Genomic DNA, 24,875 nt, shown 5'->3' with positions numbered 1-24,875 from the left:
ATCATTTTGGGGTAGACAGCACCGATGATGCGCTTGCTGTCGGGGTTCAACCTTTCTCGATCAGGGTCCACACCCGCAAGAGCTCGCTGACCCCCCAGGCCTGGGCATCGCATCCACGCTGCCTGTGAGGAGCGTCGCCATCCAGGATTTCCGGAACATGTCCCACACAGCCGCTGTTGATCAGGCGGGTGCTGCTGGACAACCAGGCCAATGCGGTTGCCTTCGAGGCTTCACCGTAAATTCGGTACCAGGCTTCGCAGTAGGAGGGAAACAACCAGGTCCATGCCGTACCGTTGTGGTAGGCCGGCTTTCTACTGGTGTTTTCATCCCCCTGGTAACGGCCCTGATAAGGTGTTTCAAGGGTGTTGATCCGCTGTTGCCGGTCAATAATTTCGAGGGGCGGATGCACGGGTTGATCGGCGAGACTGCGGATGGCGCCCGGGACAAGCAGAGCTTCGCAGGCTGACAGGATCTTTTTTGCGATGGCTATCTCCCCGACGGCTCCCAGGGTGACGGCCAGCAGCTGGTTGGGCCGCAGGGCGTCATCCGGGGTCGCTTCGAAGGCGGACATGCCGGGAGCCGCATGCAGGCAATCGGAAAGATAGCCTTTTTCAGGTAGATAAAAACGTTCCTGTATGGAATGGCTTACCCGCGCGGACAAATCCCGCCATTTCGAGCGTTCGTCCGTGCGGTCGATCCGTGCCAGCAGTGCCAGGGCGGCATGCCAAAGCGCCTGTATTTCGATGGGATACCCCTGCCGGGGGGTACATGCCGGGTGGTTGGTATCCATCCAGGTGAAGTGCGCAGGGCTGAAGATCAGGCCCGACTCGGAATCCATTTTAATGTTGTTGAGCGTTCCGGACATCATGGCTCGCGCCATGGAGCTCAGTACCAATTGCAACGGTCTTCCGGCACAATCCATCTCAAAAAGCCGGGGTCCGTCTTCGGTTGCGGCCAGGTCTGAACAGAGAGTGAACAGCCAAAGGGGTGCATCCGATGTGTCGCGGTTGCCTGAATCCGCTCCATGCAGCATGTTGGGGATGGTACCGCCTTTTTCGAGCCCGGCAAATTGTTTGACAATGGATTTGGCGGCATCCGTTTTTCCAACTGCAACCAGGGCGCGGGCGACGATCAGGGTATCCCTGCCCCAGTCTAAAAACCACGGATATCCCGCAATGATGGTGCTCAGGCCGTTCCTTTTGACAAGGTACTGATCGAGGGCCTTTTGCAAGGCGTCCGGCAGGGGAAGGGAGCTTTTAAGTTGACTGTAGAAATCGGGAGGATCGGCAGTCAAAGGAGCGCCGGCAGTCGCTGGGGCCTCATCCGGGTTCCGGGTGATTGCGGCGACCACACTCAGGGTTTCTCCACCCAGCAGCCCGGCGGTGAAGTAACCCGGGCTGAATAGATCCGAATCGGCGTCCAGCCCCCGTTCCGATTCGATTGGGCGCGACACCATATACTGCCATTCCGGCTGATGGATGAAGCGCCCCTTCTGCATGTCGACGTGCATTCGGCGTTCCGGGTGAGGGTGAAAAACGAAGCCCTTTTCAGAGGGTGAAACACTGTTTTTCCACTGTGTTTCCGGTCCGGTATAGGCTTTGGTCGTATCGTGGAAATTCCGATCTTCGATATCCGGCCGCAGAATCACGGTAACCGCCTTTGCATCGCTCAAACGGTCGTAGCGACCACTGGTCGGGTGGCGAAACAGGCTCAGGCGGATCATGTTTTTTCCGTCGATCATTTCTAAACAGAGGCTGAGCTCGATGTGCTCGCCGTTTCCGGTGGGGATCTTGTGATGCCAGAAAACCGTGGATGCATAGGTAAAGGAAGACCTGTCGAGGGTTTCCGGCCCGATTGCCTGTGAATAGCCCTGATAAACGATCCATCCCCGGAAACGGGCCAGCATCATCCAACGGTCAACCGGGTAGCGTTCATCCAGGTTGGCCGCCAGCAGGCCGTCATAGCGGCTGTCGAGACGGTCCCACTCTACCACATGCGCGCGCATCATGGATCCCATACCGTTCGTACCGAGCGCGAGCCGGTTGGCCTCCGTGGCGTTTTCCTTGCGGAACATGGTTTGGACGCTCGCCGTTTCGGCGTCGGAAAGGTACAGAATCGGGGCCTCTTGGTGTACGCAACCACGCTTTTCAAAAAGGGCGATGTGAAGACGTTGACGGGTATGCTTTTGGGGTGCCGCCGTGGGCAAGACCAGGGCAAAGAAGATGCCCGAGGTACACTCGAAACCGTTTTCCGTGAAGATAACGGTATCGTCAGATGTCAGTAGCCGGCATTGAAACGGTGTTGGTGCCTGAATCAGGAGAAAATGGCCGGGCGGCAGCATGACTTCCCGTCGAATATCACGCGGCCATGTCCAGGTGATGACCCGGGATTCCTCGCTGTTTCGGTTCAGTTTTTTGCAAAAAGAGAGCGGATCGTTCTCCAAACGGGAGGCTTCGTCGTCCACATCCACCCCGCGAAGGTCGTCGCCGTAACCGATTGCCCTGAAGATTGCGAGAACTTTGGCGCGCAGGGTTTGGCGGACGATCAGCTTCGGCAGGTTCAAATGACGGTTTTCGCTGGATTCCAACCGCTGCAAGTCGTCTCGATCGGCACTCAGGCAAAGCGCCTCGCCGGGCGCCAGTTCGATTTCCCAGTTATCTCCCGCACGGCCGAGCCGTATCCGGCGGTCGCTCAAAAGGTCGTAAAGGGCGCCCGTCGCTCGATGTTGCGCAGGCAACCATCGTGCCATCGTCACATGCTTGTCATCGAGGTTGATCAGAATGAGCAGATTCTTACCCGAGGGGAGATGATGCCGGAGCATCCCGATGCAGCGGCGGTCTTCGGGGTGGATGGATACAAACCGGCTTTTGTGGTCAAAGCAGGGATGTGTTTTAAGGATCGTGTTGAGCCGCCGGATATGATCCACCTGATTGTCGCCGGCGCCCCAGTTGAGCGAGGTTGCCTCGTGAACATTGATTTTCTCCGTGGCAAGCCACTCCAGACCGTTGGAAAACCCAAAGGCGCCCTGAAACGAAAGCAGCGCGCAGAGCGACGTTCGCATGCGAGCATAGGTGTGCGAATTGGCGGCCAGCCGGTTGTTGTCGTGGGTTTCGGCAAAATGAACGGTCAACCCATCGCTTTGCGATATGTCCCGGGCCTGGTCCAAATAGGTTTCCACCTGTTCGCGTTCGTAATTTTGAAACAGCTCAGAATAGGTCCAGTTGAAATTGGCGCGATTGAGCAGGTCGCGCGTAACGCTTATTTTTCCACCCAACCCCTCTAAGAGAAAGCAGGTTTGGGGAAACTGGTTGCGGACACGGGCGATGATGTACTGCCAGGCGCGTAAGGGAATCATATAGCCGGCATCGCAGCGGAAACCGTCGACGCCGCGCTTGCACCAGGTGATGAAAACCTCGGCCATGAATTGCCAGAGCGCTTTATGGCGATAGTCAAGCCTGGTCAGGTCGGCCCAGGTGACACCCCATGCGCCCGGCACTTCGATCTCCCCTTCCGGGGTGCGCGCCAGCCAGTGTGGGTGGGTGGCATGCAGGCTGGCGGCCCAGCCGGTATGGTTGATGGCGATATCCAGAAAGAGCTTTCCGTTGCGGGTGTGCACCGCATCCACGAGCTCGAGAAATTGATCCAGCGGTGTCGCCTTGGGGTCGAATTCCGCCAGCGCGGGGTCAACGGCCGTAAAACTCAAGGAGGCGTATGGGCTGCCGAATCTCCCCATGCGGGCGTAGGTTGTCGGCGTGGGATGAATGGGAAGCAGTTGGATGATTCTACAGCCCAGGGTTCCGATAATGAAATCCAGGTCGGATATCAGGCTCCGAAAGGTACCGGAGGGTGGAATGATGGTATAACCGGCCTGGTCCAGGGCTTTTATGGTTTCGGCATAGGCGTTTTTCGCGTGCGCCGGCCCGTGTTTGTTGGGTCCGAAAAGGCGGACGAAAGCATTGTAGATGGTGTTGCCGCAGCAGGTGTCGGCAGGTCCGACGTTGATGACCAGGTTCTCGCCTGAAGGCCACAACGGTTCCTGCGTATTCTCAGGGAGCAGGAAGCATTTGGCCTGAAAGTGGCCGACTTCGGACAATCCCAATACAATCGAATGGCAACCGTTGGGCAACCGCTGCATGGGGATATCGAACCAGTCGCGGCCCAACAGGGGCGCGTTGTCGTCCACATGGGCGATGATTGCGTCCCGTCCGGGGGCGGCATGACCGACGTTGGTGCGGAGCCAGGCGCCGCCCTTAGCGGGGGGGGCGCTTTCCAGCGTAATTTCAAGGGTGTCTCCCTGGACCATGCTTACATGGTTTCCGGGCAGGGGCTTTTGGGTCAGTCGCAGATGAGGAGCCATGGCATCAAAACAGGTAATCGATAGTCAGGGAGTGACGGGAAAAGCCTTTCACGGTACCGGGCAGACCGAAAGAATCGGACAGGGCGATTGACGGGAAACACGGTCCGTGGTGGATCCGGCAAACAGGGTTTCGATGAGGTTGTGCCCGCGGATGCCCAGTACAATCAGGTCGATGTGGTTAAAAAGGGCGTATTTTGTGATTTCCTCGAAGGGCCGCCCCGCCAGTAAAACAAGTTTCGGCTGGCACCAGTTGTAGGACTCCGCCGGCAGCATTTGCCGCATCCTTTCCCGCGATTCTTCCTGCTCCTTCGATTCGGATTGCGCTTCTTTTCCGTTTTTCAGCAAATCCCTGTAGTCGTCGGTTTCCATGACATGCACCAGATGGAGCTCCGATTGAAATTCCTGGGCCAGACTGAGTCCATACTCAAAAGCCAGGTTGGAATCCTGTGAAAAATCGCATCCGATCAGAATCCGCTTGAAGAATGCGGTTTGGTTTTCCTTCCTCCGGACGATCATGAAGGGGCACGGCAGCGACCGCATTAACCTGCCGGTAACGGATCCGAGAACAATGCGCTTCAGTCCGGTACGCCCATGGGTTGCTGAAATAACCAGGTCGATGCCCTGTGTTTCCACGATGTTGAATATTTCATCGGCCGGGTGGCCGATCGGAACGATGGTCTCCCAGTCGCAGGAAGCATTCCGCATCTGGCTTTCGATCTGCTCCTTTGCAAAAACGACGGTTTTTTCCTGAATTTCAGCGGGCGCGAACAGCACCTCGCCGTAAGCCACGGCGGATGTCAGATCCACAACATGCGCGACGAACAGCTTGGCGTTGAATTCCTGGGCCAGAGCCATTCCGTAGGTGATGGATGTGTTGGAAAGATCCGACAAGTCCGTGGTGCAGAGAATTTTTTTGAAGCGGACTTTCATCATTACACCTCCAAGATACATACTTCCGGTTGCCTGCAACGGGAAGGTATGCGGTGTGGATGGAATCGGTGACATGCGAACGCAGGCAATGAATCAGCAACCATTTACGGTTTCAGCGCCATTCGGTCCCGAATGACGCCCTTTTATCAACAACAATATAAGCATTTTCAAATAAATTGTCCACCAAGGATTCATAACAGAAGCTCACCCTCGATGACGGTTCCCTTTTTGATGGTAGCCGGTGCACCGGTTCGGTTTCGGATGACGACACGGCCCTGCAGCTGCACATCGGCTTCAAAGAAAACATCGCCCTCTACTTCAAGGGATTCGCAGGCGACAAGGCTGGGAATTCCTTTGCCGAACCGATCGTGGTACATGTCTATTTTTCCGAAATATTTCTGATCGAGATGAATATGGATGCGACCGGGGGGGCTGTTCCGATTGTCGACGATGCGGTAGTCCGACGTCAGTTGATATCGATCGGACTGTATAACCAGAAGTTCATTGCATGTTTTTACCGGAAAAAAACGGGTGTCGGTGGTCTGAACGACGGCCGCGTTTTGAAAAAGAGAGATGGCCGCTCCCATGGCGGTTTCAATCTGAAATACCGGCGGGCTGTCTGCAGCTCGGGGATCGAGGGTTTTGGGATTCAGGATGATCGGCAGATAGACGGCTCCGTGTTCCTGAATCAGGGCGTTTAAATGGACCAGGTTCACCCAGATGTTGTTGGTGTTGAAATAACTGTAGCGCCGAATGTCCTGAAACGCCTCGACCTCATCCGGCGGGCACTGGGCAATTTCCCGCAGAATAAGGTTGCCCTTTTTATGACGGGCGATGTGGCCGCCCTTCCGGTCCGCCGGCGTCCGCCGGGCGACCTCCATCATGAAGGGATAATGGTTGTCGGCAACATAGCCCAGCAGCACGGGATCCAGGGTGGCGCCAAGGTTGTCGGAATTGGAAATCAGGGCGTATTCAATGCCTTCGTCCAATAGTTTTTGGAGCAATCCGGAACCATGCAGGGCGGAATAGATGTCGCCATGGCCGGGCGGGTTCCACTCCATGTCGGGGTTTTGGGGCCAGGTGGCCGGACGCAGATCGGCCTGCCGTATTTTTGGGAATTTATTCTGAATAAAATAGTAGGGGGCGGTTGCCGGCCGGAGGCGCGCGAGGGTTGCAAGGGTATCCGCGTGGGTGTTGAAGGAGTTCATGAACACCGGACGAACCCCGCTCATTTCGGCCTGGCGCAGCTTGATCTCAAGAAACGACAGGCCGTTTTTTATCTCGAGAAGTGATTTGGCGCCGGTGAGGCCCATGCTGGTGCCCAGGCCGCCGTTGAGGATGATAGCGGCCGCATTTTTCAGGGCCTTTTTGCCGGCATCCCTGTATCGGGACAGGTCCGCCAATGCCGGCACCTCTTCTGTGGCTACCGGTGCAAGGTCTTTTTCGGGCACAAGCCCGGTCTCGCCATCGGCGATCTGTTGGTAGTAATGGGAAAACGTGGCGATAACCGAAGGTGCGATATCCGCCGCCGTCATTTTTTCTACAAATGCCGCCAGAGGGCTTTTACGGTTTAACATAGGCTTTCAGGGTTTCGATTCTCGCGATTAACGTTTTTTGGCGTTAATCGTTACACCACCGGTTCGGTCCATCCCATGGGATCCTCGATTTTGCCGTACTGAATATCCTGGATCGCATCGAAAAGGCGCTTGGCGATGGGTCCGACACCGCCGTCGCCAATGGGAATGACCTTATCGCCGTACTTGAGCTCACCCACCGGCGAGATAACGGCTGCGGTTCCGGAGCCGAATATTTCGGTCAGGCTTCCGGATGCCTGAGCCTGCATGACGTCGTCGATACTGATTTTTCTTTCACTGACCTTCAAGCCCCAGTGGTCGGCCAGCTGGATGACTGAATTGCGGGTGATGCCGGGCAGGATGCTCCCGCTCAACATGGGCGTTACGATGACGTCGTCGATAACAAAGAAGATGTTCATGGATCCGACTTCCTCGATATATTTCTTTTCCACACCGTCCAGCCAGAGGACCTGGGTGTAGCCTTCCTCGTGGGCCTTTTCCCCGGCCAGCAGGCTGGCGGCGTAGTTTCCCGGCGTTTTAGCTTCGCCGACGCCTCCCCTTACGGCCCGAACATGGTCTTTGGAAACCAGGATCTTTACGGGATTGAATCCTTCCGGATAGTAGGCGCCCACCGGTGACAAAATAATGAAGAACCGGTAGGTAAAGGAAGCGCGCACCCCCAAAAAAGGATCGGTGGCGATGATGGTTGGCCGAATGTAGAGGCTGGTTCCCGGTTGGCCGGGCACCCAGTCCTTTTCGATTTCAAGCAGCTGTTTGAGGGCTTTCAGGGCGAGCGTTTCGTCGTGTTCGGGAATGCAGAGGAGCTTCGACGAGCGGTTCATGCGCTTGAAGTTGTCCAGGGGGCGGAAAAGCTGCACACCACCCGCGTCGGTGCGGTATGCCTTCAGGCCTTCGAAGACGCCCTGGCCGTAGTGCAGCACCATGGTCGACGGGTCCATGGGAATGGTGCCATAGGGTTCGATTCTCGGATTGTGCCAGCCCTTTTCAACGCTGTAGTCCATGTTGAACATGTGGTCGGTGAATATGGTGCCGAAACCGAGGTTGGATTCATCCGGTCTGGGTTTCAGGGTCTTGGATTTGGTTACGGTTACTTGCATCATATCCTCCTTGTTTGTGGTGATTGCATAGTGGTTTTTCTGTTTAGATCAGTATATCGAAAGGGATGACGCTGCATCGAACACATGCAGGTGTTCCAGGTTCATGGCGATATGGATCTTTTCGCCGGGGCGAATGATGCGCCGCCCTTCGCTTTTGGCGATGAAGGTAACACCTCCGAAATCCATGTGCATAATGGTTTCTCCGCCGAGGGGCTCGACCACTTCGACGATGCCGCTGATCTTCCAGTCATCGGGAAAGCCGTGGTTGCCGTTATCGATGGTGAGATCTTCCGTCCTCAGTCCCACGATAACCGACATCCCATCTTTGACCTGGTGGTTTGTCTTTTCAGGAATGGGAAGCCGTATGTCCGGGTTGAATTGAAGCGACAGGCCGGATTGGTCGGATACCACCCGGGCCGGCACCAGATTCATGGGGGGGGTTCCGATAAAACCGGCGACAAAGGTGTTGTCCGGTTTTTCGAACAGGTCGAGCGGTTTTCCGACTTGTTCGACATTTCCATCTTTCATGACGACGATGCGGTCGGCAAGGGTCATGGCTTCTACTTGATCATGGGTGACGTATATGATGGTGGACTGGACGTTCTGATGAAGTCGCTTTATTTCCGTGCGCATCTGGGTGCGCAGTTTGGCATCCAGGTTCGAAAGCGGTTCATCGAACAGAAACACGGACGGTTTGCGGACGATGGCGCGTCCCATGGCCACCCGCTGCCGTTGCCCTCCGGAAAGCTCGAACGGTTTGCGCATCAGAAGATCTTCGAGACCGAGAATGTGGGCGGCGTCCTTAACGCGTTTTTCGATTTCGGATTTGGGTGTTTTTCGAAGTTTAAGTCCGAATGACATGTTGTTGAATACATTCATGTGGGGATACAGGGCGTAATTCTGGAAAACCATGGCCACGCTTCGGTCTTTCGGAGCCACATCATTGACGATGCGGTCGCCGATCTCTATGCGTCCACCAGTAATCTGTTCCAAGCCAGCGATCATTCTCAGCACCGTCGATTTGCCACACCCCGACGGTCCTACCAATACCGCGAACTCCTGGTCCGCTATTTCGAGGTCGATGCCGTGGACCACTTCGGTTTTACCGAACGCCTTGGTCACATGTTCAAGAATAACTTTTGCCATACAGGACACCACTTCTCAAGTTGAGCGTTTCAAATTCCCTGCGTCTGCGGCAAGCCCGAAAATTGCTCAATTCAGGCATTTCCGATCCTTTGGGCGATGATTGCGACAGGCGATGATGAGAACCGTAACGCCTAAGAAATATGCAGGATATTATGGCGAATACTGTATCATGCACATCCATGAAATTGATCATGTTTTGCATTCCAAAGTCAAGTTTTCTTTAATCCGCCAGGATGCTTTTATTTAAATGTTGCCGGCGCGGCGAAGCGGGATAATAACCCTTGACTCCACCCATGTTTGAAAATAACTAGGTTAAATGGAGAAGAAGGTGATGTAATGAGAATGCTTTTCAAGGATATGCGCCAACATCAACCAAAGGAGGTATGTGTTATGAAAAAGCGTCGATCTGTAACCGTATTGATGTGTTTGGCCATTGTGATATTTTTTGCCGGCCAGGTTGCGGCAGCACCGATTACCATCCATTGGTGGCATGCCATGAGAAGTGCACGAGGTGAGGTGTGCAACTACATGATCAAGCAATTCAACGAGTCTCAGGACAAGTACGTTGTTGTCGGCACCAACAAGGGCAACTACGACGAAACCGTCAATGCCGGTGTGGCGGCTATCCGGGCGAATAAACAACCCCACATTCTTCAGTCTTTCGAGGTCGGCACCCAGACCATGATGCTTTCCGGAGCGATATACCCGGTATATGAACTGATGAAGGATATGGGGTACGATATAAACTGGAAAGACTACCTTCAGCCGGTGCTGTCTTATTACATGAACGCTGACGGCAACTTGATGTCCATGCCGTTCAATTCTTCGACGCCGGTTATGTATTACAACGTCGATCTGTTTAAAAAGGCGGGCATCCCCCTGTTGTCCAAGACGAAGCCGATCTCCTGGGACGACATGGCCGAAATAACGGGAAAACTAGTGAAATCGGGGGTTCCCGGTGGACTGGTGACGGCCTGGCAGTCCTGGACGCAGATCGAAAACTACAGCGCTATTCACAACATTCCCTTTGCCAGCAAGGCCAACGGATACGAGGGGTTGGATTGTGAATTGTTGATCAATAACGAGAAGGTGGTGAATCACATCGCCCGCTTGAAGTCATGGATGGCCGATGGACGTTTTTTTTACGGTGGCCAGAAATATCAGGGGCCCAAGGCGGAATTCATTGCTCAGAATGCCGGCCTTTATATCGATTCCATCAGCGGCATTGCCAAACTGAAAAAAGCGGTCAAGGACTTCAAGTGGGACGTCGCTCCCCTCCCGGTGGAATCCTGGATGAAAGAACCCCAGAACTCCATCATCGGCGGGGCGTCCAACTGGGTTCTAAAGGGACACAGCAAAGAAGAGTACAAAGGCGTGGCCGCCTTTTTAGCCTTTCTGGCCACCAACAGGATGCAGGGGTTCTGGCATATGGAAACCGGTTATTTTCCCATCACCCTGACCTCATACAAAAGCCTCAAGGATGTCGGCTATTTCGATGCCAACCCCTATCAGGAGGTCGGCATCCATCAGATGACCCGTCGTGATCCGACCAAGATCTCACGCGGCCTGCGACTGGGGTACTTCATTCAGATCCGAAACATCATCAACGAGGAACTGGAGCTCGTTTGGAATGATACCAAAACACCTCAGGAAGCGTTGGACAGCGCCGTGAAACGCAGCAATCTGAAACTCAGGGAGTTCGAAAAAACGTATAAGTAGCTTGGCAACCGCTCAACTCCGATGAACAATGCAGTGTTTCCTCCATACCGGGGGAAACACTGCAACTGCCTTCAAGCCGCATGATAAAACGATCCATTTTCAAATCGAGATTTTTACCGTATCTGTTGATCCTGCCCCAGATACTGATTACGGCGACCTTTTTTTACTGGCCGGCCGCCCAGGGATTGATGCAGTCATTTATGCTCAGCGATCCTTTTGGCCTGCACAACACGTTTGTTTGGTTTGACAATTTTATCGCTTTGTTCAAGGATCCGCTGTATCTTCGCTCGGTGGTCACGACCTTGCTGTTCAGCGCCTCCACGGCCTTTGTGTCCATAACCCTGGGCCTTTTCATCGCTACCATGGCCAACCGGGCGTTAAAAGCCAAGGCCCTGATCCGGACGCTGCTGATCTGGCCATACGCCGTGGCCCCGGCGATTTCCGGAATTTTATGGCTGTTCCTGCTGCATCCCTCCTACGGCATCGTTGCGTTGGCCATCAAGCGCTGGTTCGGGATCGACTGGAACCCGGTGCTCAGGGGAGGCGATGCCCTCGTCATGGTCGTGATGGCCAGTGCATGGAAGGAGATCAGCTACAATTTCGTGTTTTTTCTGGCCGGTATGCAGTCCGTTCCGAAATCCCTGATCGAGGCGGCCGCCATGGATGGTGCCAATCCGTTCAGGCGCTTTTGGTCCATCACGCTGCCGCTTTTGTCCCCTACCCTGTTTTTTGTAACCGTCATGAACATTATCTATTCGTTTTTTGAAACCTTCGGTGTCATCCACACGGTGACCCAGGGCGGCCCCGGCGGGGCCACGAATATTCTGGTTTACAAGGTTTACCAGGACGGATTTATCGGCCTGAACCTGGGCTCGTCTTCCGCCCAGTCCATCGTTTTGATGCTGTTGATCATCTTGATAACGGTTTTGCAGTTCAAATATGTGGAAAGAAAGGTTCAATACACCGGATAGCGGTTCTCCGGTTAATGCGATTGTGAGCAAATGGTAGAAAAAACACCGATACTGGATACCGCTACCTATATTTTACTGATGCTGGGGATCTTGATCGTCGGCTTTCCCATCATCTATGCGGTGATAGCGGCCACGCTGCCCATCGATGAGGTCTCGCGCGTACCCATGCCGTTGATCCCCGGCGACCAGTTAGCGGCCAATCTTCAGGCTGCCTGGGAAAAGGGAGATCTGGGAACCCAGCTTGTCAATTCGTTCATTATGGCTTCCGGGATCACCATCGGTAAAATCATCGTATCCATGCTGGGTGCCTTTTCCATTGTCTATTTCGACTATCGGTTCCGGACGGTTGCTTTCGTAACGGTATTTTGTACCCTGATGCTGCCGGTTGAGGTCCGGATTCTGCCCACATACGAGATCGCCGCCAACCTGTTTGGTCCCTTCAATTCTCTATGGTCGGCGCTGCACCTGGATGGGATTGCCGCCTGGATTGCAGGGCATGACATAGAGGTCAACCTGGACCTGAGCCTTCTGGACAGTTATCAGGGGTTGATTCTGCCTCTGGTGGCATCGGCCACCTGTACCTTTCTGTTCCGTCAGTTCTTTCTGACGGTTCCGGAGGAACTGTGCGAGGCGGCCAAAATGGACGGCGCTTCACCGATGGTTTTTTTCAGAAAGATCCTGCTGCCCCTCTCGAAAACCAACATAGCGGCGTTGGTGGTAATCGAGTTCGTGTACGGATGGAATCAGTACCTGTGGCCGCTTTTGATAACCACCAACCCGAAAATGATGACGGCGGTTATCGGGCTGCAGAACCTGATACCCCAGGCCGATGACCTGCCCTACTGGAACGTGGCCCTGGCCGGTGCCCTGATCGTCATGCTGCCGCCGATACTGGTGGTGCTGATGATGCAGCGCTGGTTTGTAAAGGGCCTGGTTGACACCGAGAAATAGGTTAGATTATATCTGCCACCTTGCGGTTCAAGCAGACAGCAACACCTCCGCCATTTCGGCGAACCCCCGTCCGCCGCTCGCGACCGTGATCCAGGAGGGCTCACAATCCAGGCGCCCCTTGAAGTCAAGAATGTTGGCGACGCCTACGGAATGGGGGAAAAAGGCAAACATGGGGCAGTCGTTGGGTGAATCGCCGACATAGATGACGCGATCTTTGTGCCGGTCCAGCGCAAGGGAAAAAACATCCTCGAAAAATATGTTGGTCATGGTCAGCTTGTCGTAATCGCCGAACCAGCCGTTGACATGAATGGAGCTGACTTTGGCCTGTGCGCCCGCTTCCTCGAACATCTTGACGATCGTGTCGATTGCTTCCCGGGTCAACGGCGGCACGTCCTCGCAGCAATCGATGGCCAGATCCGCCTCCCGGTAGGCCTGATCGGCGGATATGCTCGAACCGGGCACCCGGGAAAGAATACGGTCTTTCAGTTCCTCCAGCCTGCGGTGATTTTCATGGCGTTGTTTTTCGGAGGTGAAATACCTGCGCAACATTCTTCTCTCGTGCTCATCGTAACGGAAATAAAAGGCGCCGTTTTCACCGACAATACCGGCCACCGGCCACATGCGGGCGATGTGGTCGCACCATCCCGCGGGGCGCCCGGTAACCGGTATGACCTGAATGCCGTTACGGTGCAGCCGCTCCATGGCACGATAGGCGACGGCCGGCAGCCGCCCCTTTAGTGTGAGGGTGTCATCGATATCGGTCAGGACGTAGTCGATCTTTTTTTTATGCGCTTGTGGAAAGGCGTGAAATGATTCCATACCATAGCGGGTTACACGGTGTGATTAAGGATTGTCAAGCAACAAAAACGGCACTATAGTCGCAAATTTATAATTGGTATACTATTTTACAAAACAAGGTTCCGCAACGCACGTGGTTTTGAAACAATATGGATATTTCTACATTTAAAAAGCCGTTGATCATGGGTCACAGGGGCTTTCCGACGCGCTATCCCGAGAACACCATGGTGTCATTCAGGGCAGCGGTCGACGCCGGTGCCCAGCTTGTTGAGCTGGATGTGACCTTGACCCGGGATGGGCAGGTTGTGGTCATGCACGATGATACGGTTGACCGGACAACCGACGGAAGGGGATTCGTGGCGGATTATACGCTCGGAACCCTTAAGCGGTTGGATGCCGGGAGCTGGTTCCATCCGGGGTTTGCGGGGGAAAGGGTTCCCACACTGAAGGAAGTTCTGGAAAAAATCGACACCCGGGTGGTTATCAACATAGAGATAAAATCGCACCGGACAACGGATGCCGCGCGGAAAGGCAAGGTTGTACAGGGGGTTCTCACAGACGTTCTGGACGCCGACGCGGAAGAGCGTGTGCTGGTATCCAGCTTTGATCCGATGGTGATAAAACGGGTCAAACAGGTCTACGCGACCATCCCGGTTGCGCTCATTGCGGAGCGATCGCATCCTGTAGAAAGTGTCGGTCTAAGCAGATCGCTGGGAGCGTTTTCATATCATCCCGACCTCGCCTACCTGGATCATGCGACGGTCAAGGCGCTGCAAATGGCCGGTTTGCGCGTATTCCCCTACAACATCAAAGAACAAAAGAGCGCTGAGCGCGCCTTTGCCCTGGGCGTGGACGGCCTGATCGCCGATGATCCTATCATGGCACGGCAATGCTATACCTGATCGGGTTGGGCTATAGAAAATATGTTGAAACGAATTTCAACCGGCACCGGAATATGCTATAGAGGAAGATTCGGCAAAGCGAAACCATAGGGGACAATGAGCATCCATGGCGATGAAAAGTTATGAAAAGCAGTTCACCGTACCGTTTTATGATCTGGATCCCATGCAGGTGGTCTGGCATGGCAACTACTTGAAGTATTTCGACACGACGCGGGAAGAACTCTGTCATGCGATGGGTTTCGACCCGGTGGTGTATTACAGGGACACCAACATTCTTTTCCCGATCATAAAGACATCCACCAAGCACATAGTCAGTCTGCGCTACCGGGATCGGTTCACCTGCAAGGCCACGGTGAAGGAGGCGCACTACAAGATCGTGGTTGATTTCGAAATACGTTTGGACGGCGACGGCACCCTGTGCTCAAAGGGCAGAAGCGAACAGGTTGCCGTGAAATATCCGGAAACGGAGATTCTGTTCGAGATACCGGGCGATATCCGCAAAACACTTGGATTTTAGTAATGACATCTGATTTCAAGCAAGCACTCATAACCGGGGTCGAAAGGGTGGCCGCCTGGTCAGACGTCCTGGACGACATCAATGTTTACCCTGTCGCCGACGGCGACACCGGTCGCAACCTGATCGCCAGCCTCACGCCCTTACGCTATCTGGAAGACAATCTGGAAGACACGGTATACCGGCTGCTTCTGTCGGCCAGGGGAAACTCGGGAAACATCGCAGCCCAGTTTTTTTCAGGGCTTCTGGACGCCGATTCGCTCGCCGGCCTTCCCCGGGCCGCGGCATTCGGCAGGGACAATGCTTTAAAGGCCGTACGCAAGCCGGTACCGGGAACCATGCTGACCGTATTGGACAACCTTGTCGCCTTTATGAACGGCAATGAATTTGTAAACAGCGTCGAATATGTGGAGCGGGTCGTCGACGTACTCGAGCAATCCGTCAGAACGACGCCGGATTTTTTGCCCGCGTTGCAAAAGGCCGGTGTGGTGGATTCCGGCGCCCTGGGATTGTATCTGTTTCTGGAAGCCTTTTTCCGACGGCTTGTCGGGCAGCACAACAGTTATCGGTCGGTGCGCACCACCTTTGAGGGCATGCTTGAGATTGCGCCCTCCTATCAGGCGGAGGACGAGGATGGCTATTGCATCGACACGGTTATCCAGAACAATGAGAAGATGAGGGAAACCATCGAAAAGCTGGCCGACAAGGGAGAAAGCGTGGTGGTTATTCCCCACAGGAACTACATGAAGGTTCATCTGCACGTCGGCAGTTCGAAGGAGGCCAGGATTCAGATCGAATCCCTCGGGGAGGTCGTTCAATGGGCGGATGACGATATTGGATTCCAGATCAAGGATTTCAAACGCGTGCAGAAACGGGGAGCCGTCCACATTATGACGGATGCCGCCGGGTCGGTTACCCGGGAAGATGCCCGGGAATTGGGCCTCACCCTTCTGGACAGCTACATCGTTGCGGGCAATAAATCGTTGCCCGAAACGATTTTTTCCCCCGAGGAACTTTATACGACCATGCGCCGGGGCACCCGGGTTTCCACATCCCAGGCCTCGGTGTATGAACGCCATCAATACTACCAACGAGTGGTCAACCAGTTTCGGCACGTGCTCTATCTCTGTGTGGGATCCGTTTATACGGGCAATTACGAGGTCGCCGTGGACTGGAAAAAGCAAAACGATCCCGAGGGCCGCATGACCGTCATCGACACGGGGGCGGCGTCCGGCCGGCTGGGTTTGATCGCCATCGCCACGGCCAGGTATGCAGTCAACAACGATGATGCCCGGGCGGTGGTGGCCTTTGCGCGTCGAGCCGTGGCCACCTGCCGGGAATACATTTTTCTTGACCGCCTGAAATATCTGGCGGCCGGCGGCCGGATGCCCAGGGCCAAGGCGGTCTTCGGCGATGTTCTGCACGTCAAACCGATCGTCAGCCCCATGGCCGAAGGGGTTGAAAAAATCGGGACGACAAAGAACCGCAAGGGCCAGCTCAGATTCGCTCTGGAGCGGTTCGAAGAAGCCTTCGACGACAAGGCCTCCCCGTTTGTCATGCTCGAGTATTCAGACAACCGAGAATGGATAGACAGCGTGGTCAGAAAAGAGATTTCATCACGCTGTCCCAGGGCCGAAATAAGGCTGCAGCCTCTCTCCCTGACATCCGCCGTACACATGGGACCCGGAACCTGGGCCATCGCCTTCTTACCGTCGTGAGGTCTTTTTCCGAAAATAAGGACGGCGTGAAAAAACGAGAAAACCGGTCATTTGCGGTGGTTATTCCGGTCTACAACCATGGAACCACGCTCGCCGGCATCGTCGAACGGGCGCGTCGCCTCGCAATACCCGTCATTGTCGTTGACGACGGTTCAACGGATGGCGGCACGGCCGGTCTCGAAGCGCTGCAGGGCGTCGAGGTCCTGCGCCACGCGATGAATAGGGGCAAGGGTGCCGCCCTTAGGACAGGGTTCGAACGGGCGGCGGAAGTGGCGGACTGGGCCATTACCATGGATGCAGACGGGCAGCACCATCCCGAGGATGCGCCGGGCTTGATGGCGGCCATACCCGACGGCAGGCGGCCCATAATCGTAGGCGCGCGGCAGGGCATGCAGGCCGGCGAGGTGCCCTGGACCAGCCGCTTCGGTCGCGGGTTTTCCAACTTCTGGATACGGGCTTCCGGGGGGCCGGCTATCAGCGACACCCAGAGCGGGTTCAGGATCTACCCCTTGCCGGAGTCTCTGGCGTTCAGGATTGCATCCGGGCGGTACCAGTTTGAGTTGGAAATCCTGGTAAAAGCCCACTGGTCAAAGATGCCGATCATTGAAGTGCCGGTCATGGTAACCTATCCCAAGGGGCGGTTGAGGGTATCCCACTTTCGCCCCTTTGTCGATTTTATGCGGAACACACACACGTTCACCCGGTTGATTACCCGTCGGTTGTTGAATAAAGCGGCCATCTTTTTGTGATGATGCAAACGGCCATTATGCACCCGGCTGTTGGGGCTGTAATGACAATCGGCGTTTCAGGGGAGATGTCAATATCGGTATGCGCGGCTTGTTTTACAGAATCGTGACCTGCCTATCCAGGAAGTGGGGCGTTTGGATATTTCGGCTGTTTGCCTGGTTTGTGGCCACCGGTTATTTTCTGTTTTTCCCCGGACGGGTGGGCAACAGTATGAGCACCTACCGTGCGTTGTATCCGGCGCGTCGTGCATGGTACCATCTGTGGTGCGCCTGGCGGCAGTTTCATCATTTCACTCATGTGTACCTGGACCGATACGTGCTGCAGCAAACCGGGGAGATTGCCTACCGGTCCGAAGGTATGCAGCATTTGGAAGCGGCGCTTCAAAAAGGTGAAGGCGCCGTTCTGCTCATGTCCCACATGGGAAACTGGGAGGTGGCCGCGCACCTGTTAAAAAGAAAACTGAATAATCTTCATCTGTTGCTTTACATGGGCAGGAGGCAGAAGGAACAGATTGAGGGCGAGCAAAAAGAAGCGCTCGCTCGAAGCGGGATTCGGATCATTGCGGTGGACGAGGGCGGCGGGTCCCTCATGGATCTGGTCGAGGGGATCAAATTCATCGAATCCGGCGGTGTGGTATCCATGACCGGCGATTTGGTCTGGAACAGGCGCCAGCGGACCGTCCCCGCGGCCTTCCTAGACCGCGATGTTTTGCTGCCCGAGGCCCCGCATGTGCTGGCCTTGCTGTCGGGAGCGCCGTTGTTCACCTTTTTCGCTTTTCGCGAAAAAGGCGGCGGATACCGGTTCACCATGTCCGAAGCCAATTACCTGATGTCAGGATCGCGGGCGGAACGCAGGGATGCGATTCGCCGGTCCGTCCAATCTTACGCACACACACTGGAAGCGGCATTGAAACAGTATCCCCTGCAATGGTACCATTTCTCGCCCTTTTTTACCCCGGCAGAGGAAAAATCCATTTGAACTGACCGGGCGTTTATATTATGGGTGTTTTCGCAATGAACAGAGAAGAGATAAAAGCGGAAATCATCAACATCTTCAGCGAACAGTTCGAGATCGAAGATCCCGGGATCGACGACGACCTGAGGGACGTGCACGGATTCGACAGTATCGATGCCATCGAACTCTTGGGAGAAATTGAAAAACTGCTTCAAACGGAGCTGACGAGGGACGAGAAAAAAAAGGCCATGGAAATCCGAACCATCAGTCAAATTCTCGATTATATCGAATTGATTGCGAAGACCCGTACATGACCGTCACGTGACCGTCGGAATCCTTGAATCCTTATGTGTAAGCATTTAAAAAACGGTTTTCAGCCTGGAATGGATGCAAGCGTACGCATCCCCGGAAGCGTTTAAATTCATGACCCGCAGAGTCGTCATCACCTCATGCTCGGCCATAACTCCCATCGGCCACGGCAAAGATGCCATCGTCGCACATCTCCTCGAGGGGGTGTCCGGCGTCAAGAAGATCAGGCACGACCCCTTGTACTCTAAATATATCGACACAGGGGTATTCGGCTCCGTGGACTATCCCATTGATTATGATTTCAAGCGCAAGGATCGTAAGACCATGGGGCCGGTTTCGTATTACGCCTGTCAGGTCGCCAAGGAGGTCCTGGAGAGCGCAAGTCTGGACAACGACTTCATCGTTTCCGGACGGCTGGGTGTCGCCTTCAGCTCAACCCACGGCAGCCCCCTGGTGCAGAGGGACCTCTACCAGGCGCTGTTCGATGACACCTATGACGGCTATGGGTCCATCAAGGCGGTGGATTACCTGAAATTCATGGTTCACACGACGGCGGTCAACATTACCAAGATGTTCGGCATCACCGGTCGGGTCATTTCGTCATCCACCGCCTGCACCACCAGCAGCCAGTCGATCGGACTTGGCTACGAGATGATTAAATTCGGCCTCCAGGATGCCATGATCTGCGGGGGCGCCGATGAATATGACATGACCACGGTTGCGGTCTTCGATAATTTGATGGCCTGTTCCACCGAGTTCAATGCAACGCCCCACTTGACCCCCAGACCGTTTGACAGACACAGAGACGGGCTGGTCGTGGGCGAAGGCGCCGGGGCCGTGCTGCTCGAAACGTATGAATCCGCCCGGAAAAGAGGTGCCGACATTCTGGCGGAAGTGATTGGTTTTTCCTGCAACAACAACGGCGGGGACATGATTCTGCCCAGCACGGACGGCATCAAGCAAACCATCCGGCTGGGGTTGGAGAATGCGGCCATAAATGCCGACGAGGTGGACTTTATCAGCGCACACGCCACGGCCACGAAACAGGGCGACGCCATCGAGGCTCAGGCGACCGGCGCGGTATACGGCAACGCCCCCCTGGTATCCGGCCTGAAGGGCTACACGGGACACACCATGGGGTCCTGCGGAGCCATCGAGTCGATTATGACGATCTATATGATGCAGGAAGGCTTTGTCGCCCCGACCCTGAATCTGGACGAGATCGACGAAAAATGCGCCATGATCAGGCATGTTCAGGAAATACGCGAGGAAAACATCCGCATTGCAGGGATCCAGAACTTCGCTTTCGGTGGGGTGAACACCTGTTTGTTTCTAAAACGTCCGGAATAATATCCGCTGTTTTTCCCAAGGATGCATAAGCCCGTTCCGGCACCGATGCTTGTTTCACGAAAGATATCATTAGGCTAACCGATGATGAAAGCATGTCGTACCGGCTTGCTGAATCCGGCGTTCGATCTGTTGGTGACAACCCTTTTGTGGTTGTACTTCACCCTCGGGTTCGTGATTTTGTTTTTGCCGTTTTACCTGGCGGCCTACCTGTTTTCCCGGCAGCGGGAAATCGCCTTTCAGCGCTTGAACCATCTGTTTTACAGGGGATTTCTTCGGTTGTTGAGGGTGTTGTCGCCGGGGGTGGTGTGGCGCGTATCCCCCGAGATCAAATCCATTCGGTCGTCGGTTGTCGTAAGCAATCATCTGTCCTACCTGGATCCGCTGATTTTGATCTCCCTGTTTCCCTGTCATAAAACCATCGTTAAGAGTGTATTTTTCAGTGCTCCGATTTTCGGGTGGATGATGAAGCAATCGGGATTTATACCCGACAGTGCCCGGGGGCGTCTTGCGGAATTGATGATCGAACGCGTCGAGGCCATGGATGGCTATCTTGCACGCGGCGGCAACCTGTTTGTCTTTCCCGAGGGGACGCGCAGCCGGAGCGGAGAGATCGGGCCATTCAACACGGGCGCCTTCAAGCTTGCCCGGCGTTGCAAGGCACCGATAGAGGTGTTGCGGATCAGCGGCACGGACAAGGTTTTTTTTCCCGGCCGGTTTCTGTTCAACGCCCTTGCCCCCGCCGCGATCACGGTCGAACGGGTCGCCGTCATCGATCCGGATGACCGGAACCAGGGTCTCTCCGTTGCCGAAATGATGGAGAGGGCCAGGGACTTGTTAGAACAGCATGTAACGCTAAATGGCCCGCCCAAAGGCCCTTGATGCCAGTTCGCGGTTACGGGGCCTGAACGTGCCGTTGGCCATTTCCCTTTCGACGACCCGGTGAAAGAGCTTGAACATCTTCATTTCCTGGGATTCATCCTGATAAAACGTGTTCCAGGCGACATCCAGCAGTTCCTGCAGTTTTCCGGCGGTCATCTGTTTCGGGTGGTAAACGACCTTGTCGGCGGAGTAGTCGTTCCACTCATAAGAGAAAATACGCTCCTGTCGTTTGAGGTCATCGTAGGCCTTGGTGTGGGGAAAGGGCGTCAGGACCGTGAATTCGGCCAGGTCCAGATCGATTTCCAACAGAAAATCGATCAACCGTTTGATAAAGTCTTCGGTGTGATGATCCAATCCCAGGAGAATGGTGCCTTCGACAGCGATGCCATGATCATGGTAGCGTCGGATGCGCTCCCGAATAAGGTTCGAGGTGTCGAAAACGGCCTGGTAGACGTACCAGGCGCCTGCCTGGGCCGCCAGGTCGAGGACCTCCGGTTTGTCCTCTATGGGATGGCAGCACCAGTTTTTCTTCAGGGGTATCATTTCACGGAACAGGTCCTTTTCCCACTGGGTGTCCTGGGCCAGGGAATTGTCAACGATGAACAGGCGGTTGTTGTCGATGCCGGCCATCTCTTCCACGGCCGTTTCGATGGGTCGCGGCCGGAACTTTCTCCCGCCCAGGTAGGCCACGGCACAGGGGTAGCAGTGAAAACGGCAGCCCCTCGAGGCATGCACCAGATCCACCATTTGAATGCCTTTGTAGTTGTAGAGATCCCGGTTGAGGATGTCCCTTCTGGCCGGTCCTACCGATTCAATTGGCGGCCTATCCTGCAAATAGTTGTAGCGACGACGCAGCTGCCCCTTACGAAAGTCGGTCATCACCGTTTCCATTCTGCCTTCGGATTCTCCCAGAAAAACGGCGTCGGCGTGTGCTGCCGTTTCCTCGGCGTGCAGCATGGTGGCAATGCCCCCGAAGATAACCGGAATACCCTTTTGCCGGTACATATCGGCAATTTCCCATCCCCTTTTGACCTGTACCGTCAGCATCATGGAGATCCCTACAAAATCGACCGGATCGTCGAAGTCGATGGTTTCGAGGTTTTCGTCAGTAAAGGACACCTGGACGTATTCGGGCAGGGACGCCGCAAAAACGACGGGTCCATGGGGAGGCAGGTGAAACTCCGACTGACGGTCGAGTTTGGGCCATTTAGGATATATCAATTTGAATTTCATAGATATTCATTCCAATCTGTTTTTGGGCTGTTCTGACTTCTGAGCGGATGCGGCTTTTTGCGCTTGCATACAACCGCGCTTTTGCAACGCTTAGGTTTGTTTTTCTAAGGGACGTCTTCTTTTCAATCGTCCCCCAGGGGTATCGCCTCCAACAGGTCCATTGCCAGCGCATATCCCGGATGCCCGTAAGCGGTCAATGCAATTTTTTTGGCAATACCGCTGTTTTTGGGGTCGTATACGCTCTTTACGGTACGCACCAGGCGGTGGCTGGCAAGGTATTGCCGCGTTTCCCACCGGTTGTCAGCCGTTTTGACCACGTCAACGACACCATCGTCCCGCAGATGATATCGGCACCCGGCTGTATCACCGTTGAAGACGCCCCTAATTTCACGAACCGCCTGGGGTTTGAAAAAAATCAGGTCGATATCCGCCATCAGGCCCCGGGCGAAAGCGTCGCTGTCGAAAGGGGCAACGGCGCGGTCGATGCTGGTGGTTTGGCCCTCATGCCGCGCTTCGAAAACCACGAACCCCTCGAGGGTCATGATCACCATCTTTACGGACCTGGTTGCGGAAGACAGAACCGTCACCCCCAACATGAACCCCTTCCGGTTGCCCGGCAGCGTGGCTTCGATAGCGTGGGTCAACTGCCAGTTGCCTTCCGGAAACAAATTCCGGCAAGCAAAATCCGCTACCGGGAGGGGCGCCTGGTCGGCGGGAACGATTTCGGGAAGGCGGCTGCACGACAGCAGCAGGCCCCATATCAGGAGGAGTATTACGGATGCTTTCATTTGATTGTCCGGAAAGCGTCGGCGTCCAGTTCGCTGTTGAGGGTGACATTCCGGAAGTCCAGCCTGGTGAACGAGTCCTCGCTTTCATAGATGGTAACGGACTTGATGACCCCCGGCCGGTCGGAGAGAAGGATTTCGATCCGCCGGACCAGTCTGGCGATGGCTTCATCCCTGGGCGTCATGACGATCTTTGCCCCTGGCTCCAGCGTGGCGGTAAAGGCGGGGTTTTCCTCGAACCGGCCGCCGAGCCACTGGGTTATTTCCTGCACCACCACCTGCATGGACTGCAGCCCGGCCGATGCATCCTCGGTCAGACGGCCGTTTTTTTTTACGAACCGCCTGATTTTACCGTTGTGCAGCACCAGAATGCTCCGGACCGGCCGGTCGTATTCCCACCGCAGTGAATCCGGCGCCTTAAAAAGAAAGGTGCCTTGGGACGTAAGGGGATGGGCCAGGATTTTCATGTGTTTTTCCTGGATGAACGCGGCTTTGACGGAGGTCACGGTTGCGGCGGTTGACTGCAGTTCCTGCATGGAATCGGCCCACCCCAGGCATGCCAGTGCGGCTGGAATGAGTATGAGACGGCGAAGATGTTTGAATGATGTGAAAGCATGCATGGTAGATTACAGCATGCCGCCGTTAACGGACAGCACCTGTCCGGTGATGTAGGATGCGTCCTCGGAGCAGAGAAAGCGCACCGCTTTGGCGACTTCCTGGGGTTTTCCTATGCGGGCCATGGGAATCAGGGTTTTTATGTTGTTTACGGGAGCGTCTTTGATCATGTCCGTTTCTATGAGGCCGGGTGCCACCACATTTACCCGAATGCCCAACCGGGCCACTTCCGAGGCCACCGATCGGCTGGCAGCTATCAGTCCCGCTTTGGCTGCCGAATAGTTGGCTTGGCCCCGGTTGCCCAACAGAGCCGCTACCGAAGCGATCGAAACAATGGAACCCTTTTTCCGCCGGATCATTTTTTCCAAAAGGGGCTTGGTGACATTGTAAAAGCCGTTGAGGGTGGTATCGATCACACGGCTCCAATCGTCACGCGGCATCATCAGAAACAAACCGTCGGCGGTGATGCCGGCATTGTTGACCAGGGTATCCACGCCGCCGTGTTCTTGGATGATGGTTTCGATGGCGGCATGCGATGCCTCTTGGTCGGCAACGTCGAACGCGATGGTGCGACCATCGGATCCGCTGTTTTTGACCATCCTAAGGGTCTCGGCGGCCCCGGCGGCATCCGACCGGTAGTTGATGATGACCCAATAGCCGGCTTTGGCCAGCTCGACGCAGATGGCCCGGCCGATACCTCTGCTGGCACCGGTAACCAGGGCGACGCGCTGGTTGCTGGATGTTTTCATGCTCATTGACTCCGTTGTTCAACATGCGTTTCTTCGGCTTGAATGGCCTGCAGTTCAATGCGGCCGAGGAGCTTTTCGCCGATCCAGGCCGTCCCCTTTATCTGACGGTACCCTTCGTACTCAAAGCTGTTTTCCGCGTGCGTGGTAATACAGTCCTTCAGATGCAGGGTCTCCACATACAAATCGGCGCGCTTGATACCCACCAGCCAGCTTTTTTTGTCGGTTTCCAGGCCACGTTCCTTTATACGGGCCAATCCTGCGCAGATTCCGGCAGTCTGGGCGGTCAGTTCGATCAGTACGAGCGGACTCACGTCGCTGCCGTTGAAAAAGGGCCAGTATGCGTTGACGACGGCGGTGCTGACCGCTTTTTGGGGAGTCCCTTCCAAGATTTTCTCAATCAACAGCATCCGGCTGCGATGGGGCAGAAGGTCTTCCAATGTCAGGTTGTCCGGTGGCATAACTGGGATTTCCTTAATATTTTTCATGCGTTTGTGACAAAAAGCATTGAAAAGCTTGCCAAGATTTTATAGCGTTCTTGCTTCACCTGAGTGGATGG

At 55.1% G+C, this 24,875-nt stretch carries 22 protein-coding genes; 11 read left to right on the top strand and 11 right to left on the bottom strand.

The window, feature by feature from the left end; translation table 11 throughout:
- Positions 1–46: 46 nt before the first annotated feature.
- The 5 genes from LJE94_09945 to ugpC form a co-directional block, all read right to left on the bottom strand.
- On the bottom strand, positions 47–4,357 hold the full coding sequence (locus tag LJE94_09945) for a glycogen debranching enzyme N-terminal domain-containing protein (GenBank protein ID MCG6910429.1): 4,311 nt from the start codon (positions 4,355–4,357) through the stop codon (positions 47–49).
- 48 nt (positions 4,358–4,405) lie between these two features.
- Positions 4,406–5,290 carry a universal stress protein gene (locus LJE94_09940; protein ID MCG6910428.1) on the bottom strand — a complete coding sequence of 295 codons (885 nt, stop codon included), beginning with the start codon at positions 5,288–5,290 and terminating at the stop codon, positions 4,406–4,408.
- 188 nt (positions 5,291–5,478) lie between these two features.
- On the bottom strand, positions 5,479–6,864 hold the full coding sequence (locus LJE94_09935) for a UTP--glucose-1-phosphate uridylyltransferase (GenBank protein ID MCG6910427.1): 1,386 nt from the start codon (positions 6,862–6,864) through the stop codon (positions 5,479–5,481).
- Positions 6,865–6,914: 50 nt separating this feature from the next.
- Positions 6,915–7,979: a branched-chain amino acid aminotransferase gene (locus tag LJE94_09930; protein ID MCG6910426.1), complete on the bottom strand. Its 1,065-nt coding sequence runs from the start codon at positions 7,977–7,979 to the stop codon at positions 6,915–6,917.
- 48 nt (positions 7,980–8,027) lie between these two features.
- Positions 8,028–9,125 carry a sn-glycerol-3-phosphate ABC transporter ATP-binding protein UgpC gene (gene ugpC, locus LJE94_09925; protein MCG6910425.1) on the bottom strand — a complete coding sequence of 366 codons (1,098 nt, stop codon included), beginning with the start codon at positions 9,123–9,125 and terminating at the stop codon, positions 8,028–8,030.
- Positions 9,126–9,515: 390 nt separating this feature from the next.
- On the opposite strand from ugpC, the gene ugpB reads away from it, so the two are divergent.
- From ugpB to LJE94_09910, 3 genes are all read left to right on the top strand, one after another.
- Complete coding sequence (ugpB, locus tag LJE94_09920; GenBank protein MCG6910424.1) at positions 9,516–10,844, top strand: sn-glycerol-3-phosphate ABC transporter substrate-binding protein UgpB; 1,329 nt, start codon at positions 9,516–9,518, stop codon at positions 10,842–10,844.
- A gap of 80 nt (positions 10,845–10,924) precedes the next feature.
- Entirely contained in the window at positions 10,925–11,815 is an 891-nt protein-coding gene (gene ugpA / locus LJE94_09915; protein ID MCG6910423.1) for a sn-glycerol-3-phosphate ABC transporter permease UgpA, read from the top strand.
- A 30-nt stretch (positions 11,816–11,845) separates the two neighbouring features.
- On the top strand, positions 11,846–12,766 hold the full coding sequence (locus tag LJE94_09910; GenBank protein ID MCG6910422.1) for an ABC transporter permease subunit: 921 nt from the start codon (positions 11,846–11,848) through the stop codon (positions 12,764–12,766).
- A gap of 27 nt (positions 12,767–12,793) precedes the next feature.
- Here LJE94_09910 and LJE94_09905 read toward each other — a convergent pair whose 3' ends face one another.
- Positions 12,794–13,585 (bottom strand): HAD-IIB family hydrolase, encoded by a 792-nt coding sequence (locus tag LJE94_09905; GenBank protein ID MCG6910421.1) that lies wholly within the window; start codon positions 13,583–13,585, stop codon positions 12,794–12,796.
- Positions 13,586–13,713: 128 nt separating this feature from the next.
- Between LJE94_09905 and LJE94_09900 the strand changes: the two genes are divergently transcribed.
- The 8 genes from LJE94_09900 (at position 13,714) to LJE94_09865 (ending at position 20,937) form a co-directional block, all read left to right on the top strand.
- Positions 13,714–14,466, top strand: coding sequence for a glycerophosphodiester phosphodiesterase (locus tag LJE94_09900; GenBank protein ID MCG6910420.1), 753 nt, complete (start codon positions 13,714–13,716; stop codon positions 14,464–14,466).
- A gap of 106 nt (positions 14,467–14,572) precedes the next feature.
- A complete protein-coding gene (locus tag LJE94_09895; GenBank protein MCG6910419.1) occupies positions 14,573–14,983 on the top strand; it encodes an acyl-CoA thioesterase in 411 nt (136 codons plus the stop codon).
- 2 nt (positions 14,984–14,985) lie between these two features.
- Positions 14,986–16,698: a DegV family EDD domain-containing protein gene (locus tag LJE94_09890; protein MCG6910418.1), complete on the top strand. Its 1,713-nt coding sequence runs from the start codon at positions 14,986–14,988 to the stop codon at positions 16,696–16,698.
- A 26-nt stretch (positions 16,699–16,724) separates the two neighbouring features.
- Complete coding sequence (locus LJE94_09885; protein MCG6910417.1) at positions 16,725–17,447, top strand: glycosyltransferase family 2 protein; 723 nt, start codon at positions 16,725–16,727, stop codon at positions 17,445–17,447.
- A gap of 79 nt (positions 17,448–17,526) precedes the next feature.
- The gene (locus LJE94_09880; protein MCG6910416.1) at positions 17,527–18,423 is read left to right on the top strand and encodes a lysophospholipid acyltransferase family protein; all 897 of its coding nucleotides are present in this window, start codon (positions 17,527–17,529) and stop codon (positions 18,421–18,423) included.
- 35 nt (positions 18,424–18,458) lie between these two features.
- The gene (locus LJE94_09875) at positions 18,459–18,713 is read left to right on the top strand and encodes an acyl carrier protein (GenBank protein ID MCG6910415.1); all 255 of its coding nucleotides are present in this window, start codon (positions 18,459–18,461) and stop codon (positions 18,711–18,713) included.
- Positions 18,714–18,822: 109 nt separating this feature from the next.
- The gene (locus LJE94_09870) at positions 18,823–20,058 is read left to right on the top strand and encodes a 3-oxoacyl-ACP synthase (GenBank protein ID MCG6910414.1); all 1,236 of its coding nucleotides are present in this window, start codon (positions 18,823–18,825) and stop codon (positions 20,056–20,058) included.
- Between the two features lie 81 nt (positions 20,059–20,139).
- Positions 20,140–20,937, top strand: a complete 798-nt coding sequence (locus LJE94_09865; GenBank protein ID MCG6910413.1) for a 1-acyl-sn-glycerol-3-phosphate acyltransferase — start codon at positions 20,140–20,142, stop codon at positions 20,935–20,937.
- Here the strand turns inward: LJE94_09865 and LJE94_09860 are convergent.
- The 5 genes from LJE94_09860 to LJE94_09840 all read right to left on the bottom strand — a co-directional run bounded on the left by LJE94_09860 (position 20,911) and on the right by LJE94_09840 (position 24,777).
- On the bottom strand, positions 20,911–22,170 hold the full coding sequence (locus LJE94_09860; protein MCG6910412.1) for a radical SAM protein: 1,260 nt from the start codon (positions 22,168–22,170) through the stop codon (positions 20,911–20,913). The genes LJE94_09865 and LJE94_09860 overlap by 27 nt on opposite strands.
- Before the next feature lie 122 nt (positions 22,171–22,292).
- Positions 22,293–22,958 carry a hypothetical protein gene (locus tag LJE94_09855; GenBank protein ID MCG6910411.1) on the bottom strand — a complete coding sequence of 222 codons (666 nt, stop codon included), beginning with the start codon at positions 22,956–22,958 and terminating at the stop codon, positions 22,293–22,295.
- Positions 22,955–23,575 carry an outer membrane lipoprotein carrier protein LolA gene (locus tag LJE94_09850; GenBank protein MCG6910410.1) on the bottom strand — a complete coding sequence of 207 codons (621 nt, stop codon included), beginning with the start codon at positions 23,573–23,575 and terminating at the stop codon, positions 22,955–22,957. The genes LJE94_09855 and LJE94_09850 overlap by 4 nt, the downstream gene beginning before the upstream one ends.
- 6 nt (positions 23,576–23,581) lie before the next feature.
- Positions 23,582–24,319, bottom strand: a complete 738-nt coding sequence (gene fabG, locus LJE94_09845; protein MCG6910409.1) for a 3-oxoacyl-ACP reductase FabG — start codon at positions 24,317–24,319, stop codon at positions 23,582–23,584.
- 2 nt (positions 24,320–24,321) lie between these two features.
- A complete protein-coding gene (locus LJE94_09840) occupies positions 24,322–24,777 on the bottom strand; it encodes a hypothetical protein (GenBank protein ID MCG6910408.1) in 456 nt (151 codons plus the stop codon).
- Between the last annotated feature and the right edge of the window lie 98 nt (positions 24,778–24,875).

The sequence above is a fragment of the Deltaproteobacteria bacterium genome, from assembly GCA_022340465.1.
Taxonomy (GTDB): domain Bacteria; phylum Desulfobacterota; class Desulfobacteria; order Desulfobacterales; family B30-G6; genus JAJDNW01.
The sequence above is the reverse complement of the archived record's forward strand: the minus strand, read 5'-3'. Positions and strand labels throughout refer to the sequence as shown.